General features: G+C 42.9%; 13 protein-coding genes. 6 read left to right on the forward strand and 7 right to left on the reverse strand.

Going from position 1 to position 15,427, the window contains the following annotated elements; all coding sequences use genetic code 11:
* Positions 1-208 precede the first annotated feature (208 nt).
* Together FC90_RS03930 and FC90_RS03935 are read right to left on the reverse strand one after the other, a co-directional pair.
* Entirely contained in the window at positions 209-697 is a 489-nt protein-coding gene (locus FC90_RS03930; protein ID WP_057908005.1) for a DUF2798 domain-containing protein, read from the reverse strand.
* A gap of 307 nt (positions 698-1,004) precedes the next feature.
* Positions 1,005-2,009, reverse strand: coding sequence for an alpha/beta hydrolase (locus FC90_RS03935; protein ID WP_057908006.1), 1,005 nt, complete (start codon positions 2,007-2,009; stop codon positions 1,005-1,007).
* Between the two features lie 246 nt (positions 2,010-2,255).
* Between FC90_RS03935 and FC90_RS03940 the strand changes: the two genes are divergently transcribed.
* Together FC90_RS03940 and trxA are read left to right on the forward strand one after the other, a co-directional pair.
* Entirely contained in the window at positions 2,256-2,918 is a 663-nt protein-coding gene (locus tag FC90_RS03940; protein WP_057908007.1) for an ArsR/SmtB family transcription factor, read from the forward strand.
* Positions 2,919-3,016: 98 nt separating this feature from the next.
* Positions 3,017-3,334 (forward strand): thioredoxin, encoded by a 318-nt coding sequence (gene trxA / locus FC90_RS03945; protein WP_057908029.1) that lies wholly within the window; start codon positions 3,017-3,019, stop codon positions 3,332-3,334.
* 286 nt (positions 3,335-3,620) lie between these two features.
* On the opposite strand, the gene FC90_RS03950 is transcribed toward trxA, so the two are convergent.
* Together FC90_RS03950 and FC90_RS03955 are read right to left on the reverse strand one after the other, a co-directional pair.
* Entirely contained in the window at positions 3,621-4,850 is a 1,230-nt protein-coding gene (locus FC90_RS03950; protein ID WP_057908008.1) for an ArgE/DapE family deacylase, read from the reverse strand.
* 253 nt (positions 4,851-5,103) lie between these two features.
* The gene (locus FC90_RS03955) at positions 5,104-5,979 is read right to left on the reverse strand and encodes a LysR family transcriptional regulator (protein WP_057908009.1); all 876 of its coding nucleotides are present in this window, start codon (positions 5,977-5,979) and stop codon (positions 5,104-5,106) included.
* 109 nt (positions 5,980-6,088) lie between these two features.
* Between FC90_RS03955 and FC90_RS03960 the strand changes: the two genes are divergently transcribed.
* From FC90_RS03960 to FC90_RS03975, 4 genes are all read left to right on the forward strand, one after another.
* A complete protein-coding gene (locus FC90_RS03960) occupies positions 6,089-6,670 on the forward strand; it encodes a DapH/DapD/GlmU-related protein (RefSeq protein WP_057908010.1) in 582 nt (193 codons plus the stop codon).
* A gap of 1 nt (position 6,671) precedes the next feature.
* Positions 6,672-7,418, forward strand: a complete 747-nt coding sequence (locus FC90_RS03965) for an SDR family oxidoreductase (RefSeq protein ID WP_057908011.1) — start codon at positions 6,672-6,674, stop codon at positions 7,416-7,418.
* A gap of 119 nt (positions 7,419-7,537) precedes the next feature.
* Complete coding sequence (locus FC90_RS03970; RefSeq protein WP_057908012.1) at positions 7,538-10,072, forward strand: M1 family metallopeptidase; 2,535 nt, start codon at positions 7,538-7,540, stop codon at positions 10,070-10,072.
* A gap of 22 nt (positions 10,073-10,094) precedes the next feature.
* Positions 10,095-10,910 carry a Cof-type HAD-IIB family hydrolase gene (locus FC90_RS03975; protein WP_057908013.1) on the forward strand — a complete coding sequence of 272 codons (816 nt, stop codon included), beginning with the start codon at positions 10,095-10,097 and terminating at the stop codon, positions 10,908-10,910.
* A gap of 95 nt (positions 10,911-11,005) precedes the next feature.
* Here FC90_RS03975 and FC90_RS03980 read toward each other — a convergent pair whose 3' ends face one another.
* The 3 genes from FC90_RS03980 to FC90_RS03990 form a co-directional block, all read right to left on the reverse strand.
* Complete coding sequence (locus tag FC90_RS03980; RefSeq protein WP_057908014.1) at positions 11,006-12,457, reverse strand: 6-phospho-beta-glucosidase; 1,452 nt, start codon at positions 12,455-12,457, stop codon at positions 11,006-11,008.
* 19 nt (positions 12,458-12,476) lie between these two features.
* A complete protein-coding gene (locus FC90_RS03985) occupies positions 12,477-14,420 on the reverse strand; it encodes a beta-glucoside-specific PTS transporter subunit IIABC (RefSeq protein ID WP_057908015.1) in 1,944 nt (647 codons plus the stop codon).
* 119 nt (positions 14,421-14,539) lie between these two features.
* Entirely contained in the window at positions 14,540-15,397 is an 858-nt protein-coding gene (locus FC90_RS03990; protein ID WP_057908016.1) for a PRD domain-containing protein, read from the reverse strand.
* Positions 15,398-15,427: the final 30 nt, after the last annotated feature.

A 15,427-nucleotide genomic window follows, 5' to 3' on the forward strand; every position in this document is an offset into this window, starting at 1 on the left:
GTGGCAGGTGAGATTAATCATCGACCACGATGATGGTAATTTATTTTCCGTTAACATAGATTGAAATTAAGATAAGTATATCAAAATAGGGTAGTAAGGATTCGGGAATATTCCCAAATCCTTACTACCCTATTAATAATATAAAATTTATCTAGCAGTTTAAGCACTACTAGAATCAGCTAAAAATAAAAGCCAGCTGATTTAACTATTAATCTTCGGCTTCAACGTCAGCTGAGGACCCTTGGACTTTACCAAGTACCCCACGTGCGATTGGACCAACAATTAATAGCTGTAGTGGTAAGGCCATCAAGATATTAAATAACCAAGTGTGACCATAGATTGCTAATATATGATTACCAGATAATTCGCCTTCAACCGCAATCCCAAATAATGACATGAATGTCACCATGCCAAGAATCATCAATACGGAGATTGTGATTCCAATTAAAGCACCGTGGTTCCGGATATAATCGTTAATAATGTATTTAAATGCGACGCGCTTGGCGATCGGGCCAACCACAATCAGATCTAAAATAATGGCAACTAATAATCCGAGCGGATATCCTTTCAAAATTGATAACGCTAAACCACTGCTAAACCCTTCAGAAAGACTAACGTTATAGGCAGTCATGCCCAATACCATCAATCCTGCCATGATTGCAGTAAAAATCACTTCTTCTTTTAAATTCCGTGGCATTAAATCACTCCTAAAAAATTTTTTGTGGAACTTCTTACTTTGGATTAGATAATAAATTTCTAAATAATTATAGTCCATCAAAAAGAACTAAATTAAACAACTAAGAAGCGTCAATTAATAAGTCTAGCAAAAAAAAGAAAAACGTGTAAGTAAAAAGTTTATAAATTATACGATTTTTTTTAATTGACGGAATAACCCTTGAATTGTCGGGGGTGGTTAATTGATTATAAATATCGAAAATTGCTTAATTAAGACTAAATATTAAAAACACCACTGACTAAAATTGTCAGTGGTGTTTTGGCTGATGTTATAGGTTGGCAGTAAAAAATTGATTTAAGGTCTCAAATGGAATTAAGGTGGTACGGTCGTACAAATCAACGTGGCCGGCTGCTGGAACAGTTAGTAACTGTTTAGATGTAGTAACGCTAGCAAAGGCGGTCTCGCTGAAGTGGCGCGACCAAGCCTGCGCACCAGTCACGAATAGTAATGCGCGCTCTGTGATAGTGTCGAGATCACGTAAAGGATAGAAGTTCAATAACTTAGTGAATGTTGTGCGGGTGGGGTGGGTCGTTGTATTGGCAGCACCGCGCTGAGTACGGTAGAAGTCGTAGAATTCGCGATCAATCGTGGTCGCATTTGAATCAATGGCTTCTGGTACGCCTTGAGTGTAGCTAGTTGATTGACCGGCAATTTCCAGTGTGCGTAACTGGGCGGTTTCATTGAGCATGACATTTCCGCCTAATTCAGTGCGTTTCTGGCGGGCAATGGCGCCTAAATCAATGAGATTAATCGTTGCGAGGGCTTTAATACGCACTTCTAATTTAAGTGCGTTGAGGGCAAAACCGCCTGCGGAGCTAATCGCAAGCACGCCGATTCGACGGTTGTCAACCAAATCTAAAGTAGTTAAATAATCTACCGCGGCAGAAAAATTCTCGGCATATAATGTGGGGGCGATTGCATTGCGCAATGCGCCATTGCTGTTACCCCAAGCGGATTGATCGAAGGTTAGGGTTACAAAGCCGTACTCGGCCATTTTGATGGCATAAAGATTGGCAGCTTGTTCTTTAACGGCTCCGATTGGTGCGCCAATAATTAGTGCCGGTAAAGCTTGTTCAGCTGGTTCTTGGGGGACGAAAACGTTCGCAGCTAACTGCATTTCAAAAATGTTTTTGAAGGTGACGGTGTACTGCTTAGTCGCGGAACTACGGAACCAGTTGTCTGCACCATGGCGAGAATCACCGTGGGCTAATTCTGGATTGCGACGGCGTTCGTTGATCTTACCGGCTGAATAAAGCGGCCGTTTATCTTGCATATGAATCCCTCCTGCACAATTAATTACTTATATTTATTATAAAATATAAGAATCAAAAATACTACTTTATAATGTTAATTAATATTAAATTCACAAATATAATTAGTATCGGCCTACGTAAAATAGTATTAATGGGTAATTAGTGTGTTGGCAGTCAAGTAAGTGGTTATTAGTTGACCGCTTTGAGATGAAGTGTTAAATTAATCCTATTCAATAAGAGTATTGATTTGTTAGGAGTGGGCTAATTTGGATGAACGGATTACACAATATCGAGATGCTGTCTATGAGCAAGTGGTAAAAGTTGGTAAGTCGCTTGGTAACGTAACCCGCTTACAGCTATTAAATTTATTGGCACAAGGGCCTAAAACAGTCGAGGTGCTGGCCAGTACAGCCAACTTAAGTGTTGCGACCACTTCGCGTAATTTGCAAATTCTAAAGCAGGCTAACTTAGTTGGCATAGAACGGGATAAGAATTTTATAACGTATCGCGTGAATTCAGAGCGGGTTAAACAATTGATGACGATGCTAGTGGATATTTGCGAAGAAGTATTGCCAGAAATGACGACACTACAAAAAACACTGACGGCCGAAACCGGTTCGCCTAAGGCTTTAACAATTGAAGACTTAAGGGGTAAGCTAATGTCTGAGGATGTCTGCTTGATTGATTTGCGACCAGCAGATGAATTTGCGAGTCGCCATTTACCTGGGGCCCGCAACGTGCCATACGACCAACTCGAACGCCGCCAGAGTGAGTTACCAAAAGACAAAGAAATTGTTGTATATTGTCGCGGACGATTATGTGCCTATGCGAATGTCGCTAGCCAACAACTCCATGATGCTGGCTTTAATGTGGCAACTTTTAATCAAACAGTTTGGGAATGGTCAGCGATTAGCTCTGCAACACGCTAAACCGGGCGCTTATTTTTGACCCCAATGGAAAAGGATGTTATATTAATAATAATTCAATGGAATCGTTGAATTATTATTTGAAAGAAAGGTTGATTGTTATGGCAACACAAATTTTAACGGAATCAAACTTTAAAAAGGAAGTCCAAGATGGCGTAACATTAGTCGATTTTTGGGCAACATGGTGTCCACCTTGTCGGATGCAAGGGCCAATCGTTGAAACTTTAGCTGCCGATTATGCTGGTAAAGCTAAGATTGCTAAAGTTGATGTTGATCAAAATCAAAATTTAGCAGCCGAATTTGGGATTCAATCAATTCCAACTTTATTGGTTATGAAAGATGGACAACTAGTTGATCAAATGATTGGTCTACAAAGAAAAGAAGTTTTGGCTAGTCAATTAGATGCGGCTTTGGCTTAATTTAAACTGGTAAAAGCGATAGATAAGATACTCTAAAAATTCTTATGCTGTGACACCCCAATTGTTAAAGTAAAACCTTTAATGATTGGGGCTTTTGTGCCTAAAATTGCAAAGTAAATTAAAATAAAGACATTCGTTGAAGAGAGGATAACTTATGACCATTCAAAACGGATTCGATGAAAATAGGCGATACATCATCAATCAAAAATCGACAATGTACCGCCTAGTAAAGACGACTAAATATTTATTTTAACTTTTGGGTGTATCACACTGAAGTTATAAGGGATTACTTTAGATAGTCAGTCATGATGGCTTTGAAGAAGTCAATATGTTTGAGGTACATTTGAGTATCAACGTATTCATCAATCATGTGACTTGAATCGTTACCAGGGCCAACCACTGCAACTGGGAGACTCGCATGGCCTTGGGTAAAATGGGCGGCATCTGTTCCGCCAGCAACATGCATCAATGGATATGCTTGTGCTAATTTTTCTTGGCCAATCTTTTGAACCAGTTGAATGAAAGGTGATTGGGGATCGCTTTTGACAGATGCTTGCTGATTAATCACTGTGAGTTGAAGCTGCATATCAGGTTGTTGGTTGAGTTCAGTAATGATGGCGTTCAGGTCTTCAATAACTTGTTCAGGCGTGAGTGCGGGTGTCGTGCGGACTCGACAGGTCAGTTCAGCTTGACCAGGAACTGAATTAATTTGTTCACCGCCGTTAATCAGTGTGGTGACGGGGACAATATCGCCGAGGACGTCATCGGTAGGATGGGCTTGTGCGAAGTATTCCTTTTGGCGATTGTAATAGGTTAATAGATGGTCAATTGCATTAATGCCTAGTTGCGGCATGGAACTGTGCGCCGTTTTGCCGGTCGCAGTGACTTTAAAATCGAGCGATCCGTTGTGCGCAAAAACCAAGAAATGTTGTTCATTTGTTTGATTGGCTGCAAGTAGTTTTTGTATGCTTTCCTGCGGAAATGGGAGGGCATCATTGTGCAACACTTGTTTATCTACGCCAGATGGTTCAGCAACGAGTAAGGCGGTTAAATCATCAGCGTATCCTTGAGCAGTTAACGTTTGGGCGCCAGTTTCGTTTTTTTCTTCATCCACTGTGGCAAGCAGTTTAATTTGACCAGAAAGTGGGACTTGTTCATCATGCAATTCGATCATTGCAATCACCAATGCTGCAAGACCCGATTTCATATCGCTTGTACCCCGGCCAAAGAGTTTGCCGTCGCGCGCTGTAAGGGTGAATGGATCACTGGTCCATTTGGTGCGGTCGCCAATGCTGACGACGTCCATATGCCCCGTAACACCGAGCACTTTATTGGTTGCTTCACCCAAATAGGCAACTAAGTTTTCCCGACCAGGTTTTGAAGTAACTTTTTCGCTCCGAATACCGTGTTGAGCTAATAGATCGGCTAAATAATCAGCGATAACACTTTCTGCTTGATCTGTAGTATCAACGGATACGAGTTTTTCTAAAATTGCAATTTTTTCATTTTTTTCCATTGTCAAACGACCTCCAGATAAGATTTAATCTGATTATAAGCGTCTGACCGAAGAATGCAAGCGGATATGTGGTGATGTTCGATAAATGATCTGTTGCAACAGGCCAAACGTTGTTTTACAAGGTGGTAACAAGGGATTAGATGTTCACTATGGGTGATTGATGTTTAAGAGAAGTAATAACTTGCTTATTAGCAACCAGTGCTATGAAATTCAAGATTGTGAATTTATGCATCAACAGGGGTGAACGCAGACATTATTTTTTGTTGGCCGGCACTAATGCATCATGAAAGGCTTGACTTGCACTTGAGAAAACTTGGTCTTTTTTCCAGATGATGTTAGTGTTGACGGTTAGCGGAGGATCTAAGGGGATGAATTTGAGACCATTATCTTGAGTGTTAATAATCCCATCGATGCACAACGCGGCGCTTTTACCAGTTTTAACGAGTAATGAAGCGTTATATAGGAGGGTATACGTGCCGATAATATCGAGCTGCTCGAGATGCATGCCAAACCAGTCACTGATTTGTTGATGGACGAGTGACTGACTGGAGATCAGTAATGGATATGTGGCCAAGGTGGTCGGATTAACGGTCGTTTGAGTAGCTAAGGGATGATCGTCAGCTACGAGTACGCCCCAGCGATCAGATAGAGGTAAACGAACATATTCATAGCGTTGCTTTTCAACTGGGTCAATCACGAGGCCAAAATCGAGTAGGCCTTGATCGATTCGTTCTTTAACCTCATCAGCAGAACCGCTGTACAGTTGCAGGTTGATATCGGGATAACGCTGTTGTAAATCATTGATAATTACCGCAATTAATTGAAAAGCTTGTGTTTCACCAGCCCCAATGCTAATGGTGCCACTGACAATGGTATTTTGGGTGAGGTTACCAATGGTGGTATCCACCAAGGCTAAGATTTCAGCGCCTCGTTTTTGAAAATAGCTGCCATCCGGCGTCAGTGTAATTTCACGATTTCCGCGAGTAAAAAGTTGCGTACCCAATTCGGTTTCTAAATCTTTTAATTGTTTCGAAAGGGTTGGTTGTGAGAGGTGTAGGACGGTGGCTGCCTTGCTAATTGTTTTCTCCCGCGCCACGGTTAAAAAGTAGTGTAAAACACGAAGTTCCATGATTTATCTCCTATAGATATAAATTATAAACAACTATTCAATATAAGTATTAGCTATTGATAGCGTAGCGCACTATACTGAAAACATCAAGTTCAGAAAGGGTGTTGAAATGGACTACGCATTACAAACAAGAATTGCTGAACGACCAATCTATGCAGATTCGGAATTAATGAAAGAAATTGACCTGGTTAAAGGCAACAATGAGCGGTTAGTGATGGAGATGAATACTGGCTATCACGATGTGGCTGCAGTTCGGGCATATTTAAAAAGTATTACGGACCAAGCTATTGATGAAACAGTGACTGTTTCCTTGCCATTTTATACAGATTACGGTAAGCACATCACGTTTGGTAAACATATTTTTATTAATAATAATGTCTTGTTCGTCGATTTAGGTGGGATTACGATTGATGATCATGTGCTGATCGGGCCGCGTGCTTCATTAATTACTGTTAATCATTTAGAAAACCCTGCTGATCGGCGCGGATTATTTGTTAAACCGGTCCATATTAAAAGAAATGCGTGGATTGGGGCGGGAGCGACCATCTTGCCAGGTGTGACAGTTGGTGAAAATGCCATTGTGGCCGCTAATGCCACCGTGACTAAAGATGTACCAGATAATATGATTGTTGCCGGGACCCCTGCAAAGGTCATTCGTAAAATTAAAATTAATTTAGAAAAGGAGCTTTAAAATGTCAATTCAAGACAAAGTAGTAATTATCACCGGTGCCTCATCAGGTATTGGGGCTGCAACAGCCAAATTATTAGCTGCTCAAGGTGCTAAAGTCGTTCTTGCTGCGCGGCGTCAGGAGCGGTTGCAAGCTTTGGTGGCCGAAATCGGTGCAAACGCAATTTATCAAGTAACTGATGTGACTAATCGAGCACAAATGGCTAATTTAGTCCAATTAGCTCTTGATCATTTTGGTCGGGTCGATGTTTTATATAATAACGCGGGCGTCATGCCACAAGGCAATCTTAGTGAACGTGATTATGATCAATGGCAAAAGATGCTTGATATTAATATCATGGGCGTTCTAAATGGAATTGGAGCGGTTTTACCAACGATGCAAGCTCAACAAGCTGGCTTGATTATCACGACAGATTCGGTGGCGGGCCATGTTGTTTATCCAGCATCGGCTGTTTACAACGGCACCAAATATGCTGTTCGTGCAATCATGGAAGGTTTGCGTCAAGAAGAAAAAGACAATGGTATTCGTTCGACAATCATTTCACCAGGCGCGGTTAAAACCGAGTTAGTGAATACAATTGGGAATACCGCTGTTTACCAAGGTGTTAAGCAATTAATGGACGCACCAGAAGAATCCGCATTAGCATTAAATCCAGAAGACATTGCCAATGCTGTTTTGTACGCGATTAACCAGCCGCAACATGTAACAATTAGTGAGGTTTTGATTCGGCCCACTAAACAACAAGTTTAATTAGTTTGAAGTAGTCGTCTTTAGGACGGCTTTTTTTATTTGGTAAATGGATGGCAACAGCTTTTTTGGCGGGAAAGTCGTATAATGACAATATTCTAAACTGAATTGGAGCGGTGAGTATGGCAGAATTACGACGTTTTTATCAAAGTTTTCGCCCCGAACATTATGCTGTGTATCTCGATATTAATCGAACCCAAAAACAATTTAGGGGCCAGACAACAATTAGTGGGGTTGCACAAGAGAAGGTTGTCTTGATCCATCAGAAGGGGCTAGTGATTGAAACAGTGACGGCCGCGGGTAAGAACGTGCCATTTATAATTGACAATGACGCGGATACCTTGAGCGTCGAAGTCGGTCAGCTTGGTGAAGTGACATTGGTCATTTCGTATACCGCAGCTTTAACAGATTCGATGATGGGAATCTATCCTTCTTATTATGAAGTTAATGGGGTGCAAAAAGAATTAATTGGGACGCAATTTGAAACCAATTTTGCACGTCAAGCTTTCCCATGTGTTGATGAACCAGAAGCCAAAGCGACTTTTGATTTAGCGATTAAATTCGATGAGCATGAAGGCGAAACGATTCTTAGCAACATGCCTGAAAAAGAAGTCATCGATGGTGTTCACCACTTTGACACAACGGTCCGGATGTCAACGTACCTTGTGGCCTTTGCCTTTGGTGAGTTGCAAGGGGTTCAAACAAAAACGGAGAGCGGTGTGCAAGTTGGCGTTTTTGCTACTAAGGCACATCAAGCAAACGAACTCGATTTTGCGTTGGACATTGCTAAACGATCAATCGAATTCTTTGAAGACTTCTACCAAACACCATATCCATTACCCCATTCATGGCAGTTGGCATTGCCCGACTTTTCAGCCGGCGCGATGGAAAACTGGGGCTTAGTCACTTATCGGGAAGCTTATTTATTACTCGATCCTGATAATACTGCCTTGGATACGAAACACCGCGTCGCAACTGTGATTGCACACGAATTAGCACATCAATGGTTCGGTGATTTAGTAACGATGCAATGGTGGGACGATCTTTGGTTGAACGAAAGTTTTGCCAATATGATGGAATACGTCGCAATCGATGCATTGCAACCGGACTGGCATATCTGGGAAAGTTTCCAAACCTCAGAAGCAGCTTCAGCCTTACAACGGGATGCGACTGATGGGGTCCAATCGGTACATGTGCAAGTCAACAATCCAGCTGAAATCGATGCGTTATTTGATGGGGCAATCGTCTATGCTAAGGGGGCCCGGATGCTCGTGATGGTCCGCGCTTTAATCGGGGACGATGCCCTACGTGCAGGTTTGAAGGCTTATTTTGCCGCCCATCAATTTGATAACGCTACCGGGGCTGACTTATGGGCAGCACTGGGTAAAGCTGCTAACTTAGATGTCGGGGCCATCATGCATTCATGGCTCGAACAACCGGGTTATCCAGTTGTGACGGCCAAAATTGTTGATGGACAATTAACACTTAGTCAACAACAATTCTTTATCGGTGAGGGTCAAGAAGTCGGGCGAAAATGGCAGATTCCATTGAAGAGCAACTATCCGGTAGCACCATTATTGATGACCGACCACGAATTGGTACTTGGTGATTATGCCCAATTACGCGCCGATAATGGGCAACCATTCCGCTTAAATGTGGGGAACGAATCGCATTTCATTGTTAATTACGATCAAACGTTATTAGATGATATTTTGGATAATAGTGCTGATATGGCACCGATTGGACAACTACAATTACTGCAAGACCTACGCTTATTAGCTGAAGGGCGTCAAATTTCGTACGCAGATATTGTGCCTGTTTTAGCCCCATTTGCTACTAGTGATTCAAATGTGGTCGCTGAAGCACTCTATACCGTTGCTGGCAACTTGAAGAAATTCGTCACACCAAGTGAAGAGAGCGAACAACACCTGCGTCGGTTCTTCGACCAATTGAGTAAAGCACAAGTTGCGCGCTTAGGTTGGATGATTCAACCGACTGATAGCAATGACGATCAGTTAATGCGCCCAACTGTTTTAAGCGCAGCCTTATACGCTAAAAATCAAGCAGCCATTGATGCTGCACATACTTTATTCCAAGCTAACCAAGAAAAACTAGGCACCTTACCAGCCGCAATTCGGGTACTGGTCTTGATGAATGAGGTCCAAAACTTTGGAAATACTGTCCTTTACAGCCAATTTTTAGAAGCTTATCGCCAAACGAGTGATGCTAGCTATAAGAATGACTTAAGTACGGCCTTAACCCGCACATCTGATCCTGAATTAATTGCCACTTTAATTAGCAAATTTGAAGATGCCAGCACAATCAAACCACAAGATTTGCGGGCTTGGTTCCGCGGCTTACTCGCCAATGACAAGAGCCAACAAGCAACCTGGGATTGGATTCGCAACGATTGGCAATGGCTAGAAGAGACAGTCGGCGGTGATATGGAATTTACAACGTACATTACCTCGATTGCCACAATCTTTAAGACCCCAGAACGTTTGGCAGAGTTCAAAGCCTTCTTTGAACCTAAGCTCAACACCCCAGGCTTAACCCGGGAAATTACGATGGACATTAAAATCATCGAAAGTCGGGTTGCATTGATTGAAGATCAAAAGGCAGCAGTCAATGCTGTGATCTTAAAGTTAGTAGGTTAAATTCAATTTGAGGAGTTTTGAGATGACGATTAAATTAGTTGCAATTGATATTGATGATACATTATTGAGTTCACAACACCAACTGCTAGTCAGTACGAAACAACAAGTTGCGCGGGCCCTTGAACAAGGTGTAAAAGTTGTCTTGTGTTCTGGGCGACCATTAGCGGGTGTGACCCCTTTTTTAAATCAATTGGGGATTACTGGTGACGACCAATACGTGATTACGTTTAATGGGAGTGTTATTGAAACGGCGGCTGGCAAAATTTTAAAAGAAGCCGGTATCAGCCGCGAAACGTACCAAGCAATTGATGATTATTCCCAAGCAACCGGGTTACCGTATAATGTGCTTGATCAAAATAGTGCGATCTATACCAGTAATTTGGACGTTGATCCCATTACAGTGGTACAAGCCTGGGAAAATGAAGCTGGTATTCATATTCGCAAACCGAGCGCAGTTGAGTCGACCATCCAGATGGTAAAAGCGGTCTTTACGGGGACCAGCAAACAGTTGGATGCACATGAACCACAAGTGCGTGCGCAGTTTGGGATAGATAACTACGTTGTGCGAGCTGCCGATCGTTTTTTAGAAGTGATGCATGCCGATGTGAATAAAGGCCAAGCAGTGCAATATCTCGCGAATGTGTTAGGATTTGCGCCGAATGAAGTCATGGCAATTGGGGATGAAAGGAATGATATCCCAATGTTCCAATTTGCCGGCACCGCAGTAGCAATGGGCAACGGTTCAGATGAAGCGAAAGCCCATGTTGATTTTATCACTGCTGATAACGATTCAAACGGGATTGCTCAAGCGTTTGACCAGTTTATTTTTAAAGCATAGCTAAAAACGCCCCTGACCTAAAAGTCAGGGGCGTTGATGCGTTTAAAGACCAGCAAGCTTTGGGGGGGGCTTTAATCGAATATTGCGTGCCAAAATTAAAAGGTTTCTGCCTTATATAACACGCTTCCGTTGGTTTTAATGACCTTTTGATACCAGTAGAAAGAATCTTTGGGCGTGCGGGCTAAGGTACCGTTTCCGTCGTTATCGCGATCGACGTATACATAGCCGTAGCGTTTCGCCATCTCACCAGAGCCGGCGCTGATTAAATCGATACAACCCCATGAGGTGTAGCCGATACAAGGCACGCCATCAGCAATTGCTTGGCCCATTGCGGTGATATTTTCTTGCAGATAAGCGATCCGGTAGTCGTCGTGAATCTGACCGTCCGCAGTGACTGTATCGCGTGCGCCCAGGCCATTTTCAACGATGAACAGTGGCTTTTGATAGCGATCATAAAGCTGATTCATCGTAATGCGTAAACCGAGGCCATCAGTTTGCCAACCCCATTCGCTGGTTTTAAGATAAGGGTTTTTAAGGGAGGCAAAGACGTTGCCTTCAGTTTGGTTGTTGACGGCTGGGTCCGCGCTGGTTAAACGAGATGAATAATAACTAAACGAGATAAAATCGACCGTGTTGGCCTTCAGGATTGCTTCATCGTCGGGCGCCATTTCTAAGACGATCTCTTTAGCTTTAAAGAGCCGTTTGGCATAGTTGGGATAGGTACCGCGTGATTGAACGTCAATGAAGAAGTAGCCTTCACGATTGGTTTCGAGTGCTTTGAAGACGTCATCGGGGTTCGGTGTATTGGGATAAGTTTCACCAGCGGCTAGCATACAACCGATTTGATTGTCTGGATCAATGTCATGCGCAAGTTTGGTCGCCAATGCCGAAGCCACCAGTTGATGATGGGAAGCTTGGTATTTAATTTGATCCGGATGAGCGGCATCTGAGACATCCATGCCGCCACCTAAAAATGGAATATGCAAAATCATATTAATTTCGTTAAACGTTAACCAATAGTGAACCTTGCCCTTGTAGTGCTTAAAAAGGACATCACAAAAACGAAGATAGTGGTCAATCATTTGACGGTCTGCCCAACCATTGCACTTGTTCAGCATCGCCAAAGGAGTGTCAAAATGGTTGATGGTCACGAGTGGTTCAATTTGGAGTGCGCGGCAAAGATCGATGATACGGTCGTAAAAAGCGAGCCCAGCTTCATTGGGTGTTAGGTCGTCACCATTTGGGAAAATGCGGGGCCAACTGATTGAGAACCGATAAGTTTTAAAACCCATCTCGGCCATTAGTCGTAAGTCTTCTTCGTAATGATGGTAGAAATCTACGGACTCATGACTAGGATAAAAATCATATTGCGTGGCCTGAGCCTCTTTAGGGTGTGTCAATGCCGCCCAGCGGCCATGGTGCGCATCTGGCAAGATATCGACTAGTGATAAGCCTTTACCATCGCTTAGATAGGCACCTTCGTATTGATTGGCAGCCGTTGCGCCGCCCCAGAGAAAGTCGTTTGGAAATGGTGTGTGGGTTGTCATTATGTGTCTCCTTTGAATGTTATTTAAGCTTTAAAAGCTTATCGTTGGTTGTGACCCGGCCAGTCGTTATTAAGGGTTCAACGGTATTGTATAAATTACTGTTGGTAATAATGACGGGCGTTGCAATTTCATAACCAGCGGCTTGAATCGCTTCAATATCGAAGGTTAGTAATAAGTCGCCGGGGAGGACGGGTTGTCCTTGCTTTACGTGAACCGTGAATGGTTTTCCTTCAAGTTGAACGGTATCCATGCCAACATGCATTAAGAGCTCAGCACCGTGTTCGGAGTTAATACCAATTGCGTGACCGGTTGGAAAAACGAGACTAACTGTACCGGCAACTGGGGCAAAGAGCTGCCCGTCGATAGGAGTAATCGCGACTCCTTGTCCCATGACCGCTGATGAAAAGACAGGATCCTTTAAATCTGAAAGTGGGTGTACAGTCCCGTTGAGCGGACTGGTAATGATTTCGGGAGTCACTTTAGCTGGGGGTGGCGTTGGCGCGTTTGGTACACTGGTTTCGACTGGGCTGATTTGGTCAGCCTTAGAATTACCGAAGAAAAACGTTAAGAATAAGGCAACGATGAATGCGATGGTAACAGCAATCAATGCCCCATAAACAGTCATGTCAAGGCCAGTTTTGGGGTTGATAAAATTGGGGATTCCAAAGACTCCCAGACCACCAACGAGGTAACCGCGCGTACCAAATGCCCCAATCAATAACCCCCCAATTGCGCCACCAATACAGCTGAAGATAAATGGTTTTTTACGAGGAAGTGTAATCCCGTAAATTGCTGGTTCGGTGACACCAAAAATGCCAGAGATAAATGATGACCAACCTAATCCTTTAAGCTTTTTATCTTTAGTTCGTAAGGTAATTGCTAAGACCGCGCCGATTTGTGCAAAAGATGCGGCAAAGACGAGGGTTAAAATGGTATCATAGCCAAGCGTTGAAATATTGAGCAGTGCCAATGGAATCAGACCCCAATGCAAACCAAAAATCACTAGTACTTGCCAGAGACCGCCAAGGACAGCGCCTGTGATGACTGGGCTGAATTGATAAAGGGCATTGCTACCGGCCCCTAATAAGTTACCGAGCCAAGTTGATAAGGGGCCGATAACTAAGAATGTTACCGGAACAACAACGAGCGCCGTGCAAAATGGTACTAAGAACGTGCGAATAACTTCGGGGAGGATTTTCTTGAAGAATGGTTCCACCTTAGAAGTAAACCAAATGGCAACGACAATTGGGATTACAGAGGATGCATAACTCATCATAATCACTGGAATACCCAGAAATGTTGTATAGATGGGAGATTCGAACAATGTGCCGGCAAATAAAGTGTAGAGCGGTTTAGCTCCTGTTTGGGCTAGTGTTGCAGGGACTAGCCCGACGATTGTCGGATAAACTAATGAAGCGCCAATTACCATGCCCAAGAATGGATTGACTCTGAATTTTTTACTAGCGCTGTAACCCAACATAATTGGGAAAAAATAAAAGAAGGTATCGCCAAGGGCAAATAAAATTTGATAAGTGCCAGATTGAGTTGTGAGCCAACCGACTGCAACAAAGAGCGCGACGAGTCCTTTAATCATCCCAGTAGCGGCCAAGACGCCAAGGGTTGGGGCAAAGATTCCGGAAATTAAATCAATAAATTGATCAAGAAGACTCATCTTGGGTTGTTGCTCATCATCGTCAGGGACAATGCCCTCACCAGCAATGTTACCGACCTTTAAAAGGGAATCATAAACATCAGCGACTTGATTACCGATGACGACTTGGTATTGACCGCCACTTTGGACTACAGTTACCACACCGTCCATATTTTTTAAGATATCGGTATGGGCTTTTTTTTCGTCCTTCAATTTAAACCGTAAGCGCGTCGTGCAGTGGACAATGCTGCGGATATTCTCAGGCCCCCCGACGTTTACCAGGATGTCTGTTGCAAGTTGTTCGTAAGCCATAGTAGTACCTCCTTAGATTAAATAATTAGTAAAACAAAAACCCAGCTAATGAATGGTGACTAATAATAGTCAGCATTCGTTAACTGGGTTAATGCCTGATCGAATCAGTAACACACCGGTTATTCGGATTGTTGATAGTGAGTAACGCGCCAGATATGTAGGAGCAAGTAAACTGCTTCATCGGGTTGTAAAACCCAAGCCCTTTCGTGATTCAAAAAGGTAGTAATTTGCTGGACAACGTGATAAGCCTGTGGATAACGAGTAATCATCATGGCGAGTAATTCTGGATCAAGTTGCGCATTGACCGCAGGGGATTGCTTTAAACGCCGAATGATGAAATAGCGTAGATGTGAGATGAAACGGCTGGCGTTAAAAGAGGTTTCATCAAGTATAATACCGTAATTTTTTTGGACAATGCTAATGATATTAGCGACCAACTTCGTCATAATCATCGTATCTTCGATTGCGCTATCGCCGTTTTTAATATTTACCAAGTGATAGGTGAGCGGTACGGTTTCATCATCCGGTAGCTGTAAAGCTAATTTTTGATTAATTAATTGGATTATGCGCTGGGCCACTTGATATTCAGTGGGAAATAGACTACGTAATTCCCAGAAAAGTGATTGATCAGTTAACATCGCTTGAGCATCAGTACGCTTGATTGCAAACTGGAGATGATCCGCGAGAATTAAATATTGGTGATCGGTAATCTGAGTATTAAGTGCTGACTCCACTAAGGTGACCATCTCAGCCATGATTGCTAACAACTTAGCGTTAATTGTGGTTAGTGCTTGGATTTGTGTTGTATCGAAGCCCTTCGGACCGGTTGCGATAAAGCGGCGTTCGATTTTTGTTTCGTCAATTAAATCGCCAAGATGCTTACCAAAACCAACACCATTACCAATCACAATCCATTCAAGCGCCTGTTCATCTTCAACAAGGGCTGCATTATTATTAAAATTTTTTTGAAATTTCATTTCGACGCCTCTTTTTTAATATGACATGAA

Origin of the sequence: Latilactobacillus graminis DSM 20719 (genome assembly GCF_001436415.1) — a bacterium.
GTDB lineage: Bacteria > Bacillota > Bacilli > Lactobacillales > Lactobacillaceae > Latilactobacillus > Latilactobacillus graminis.

What these genes read in the sequence shown, in the direction of transcription:
- FC90_RS03935 (WP_057908006.1), bottom strand. Translation starts at nt 2,009, where the DNA reads ATGCAAGATAAACGGCCGCTTTATTCAGCCGGTAAGATCAACGAACGC.
- FC90_RS03960 (WP_057908010.1), top strand. Translation starts at nt 6,089, where the DNA reads ATGGACTACGCATTACAAACAAGAATTGCTGAACGACCAATCTATGCA.
- FC90_RS03930 (WP_057908005.1), bottom strand. Translation starts at nt 697, where the DNA reads ATGCCACGGAATTTAAAAGAAGAAGTGATTTTTACTGCAATCATGGCA.
- FC90_RS03975 (WP_057908013.1), top strand. Translation starts at nt 10,095, where the DNA reads ATGACGATTAAATTAGTTGCAATTGATATTGATGATACATTATTGAGT.
- FC90_RS03965 (WP_057908011.1), top strand. Translation starts at nt 6,672, where the DNA reads ATGTCAATTCAAGACAAAGTAGTAATTATCACCGGTGCCTCATCAGGT.
- FC90_RS03990 (WP_057908016.1), bottom strand. Translation starts at nt 15,397, where the DNA reads ATGAAATTTCAAAAAAATTTTAATAATAATGCAGCCCTTGTTGAAGAT.
- FC90_RS03985 (WP_057908015.1), bottom strand. Translation starts at nt 14,420, where the DNA reads ATGGCTTACGAACAACTTGCAACAGACATCCTGGTAAACGTCGGGGGG.
- FC90_RS03955 (WP_057908009.1), bottom strand. Translation starts at nt 5,979, where the DNA reads ATGGAACTTCGTGTTTTACACTACTTTTTAACCGTGGCGCGGGAGAAA.
- FC90_RS03950 (WP_057908008.1), bottom strand. Translation starts at nt 4,850, where the DNA reads ATGGAAAAAAATGAAAAAATTGCAATTTTAGAAAAACTCGTATCCGTT.
- FC90_RS03980 (WP_057908014.1), bottom strand. Translation starts at nt 12,457, where the DNA reads ATGACAACCCACACACCATTTCCAAACGACTTTCTCTGGGGCGGCGCA.
- trxA (WP_057908029.1), top strand. Translation starts at nt 3,017, where the DNA reads ATGGCAACACAAATTTTAACGGAATCAAACTTTAAAAAGGAAGTCCAA.
- FC90_RS03970 (WP_057908012.1), top strand. Translation starts at nt 7,538, where the DNA reads ATGGCAGAATTACGACGTTTTTATCAAAGTTTTCGCCCCGAACATTAT.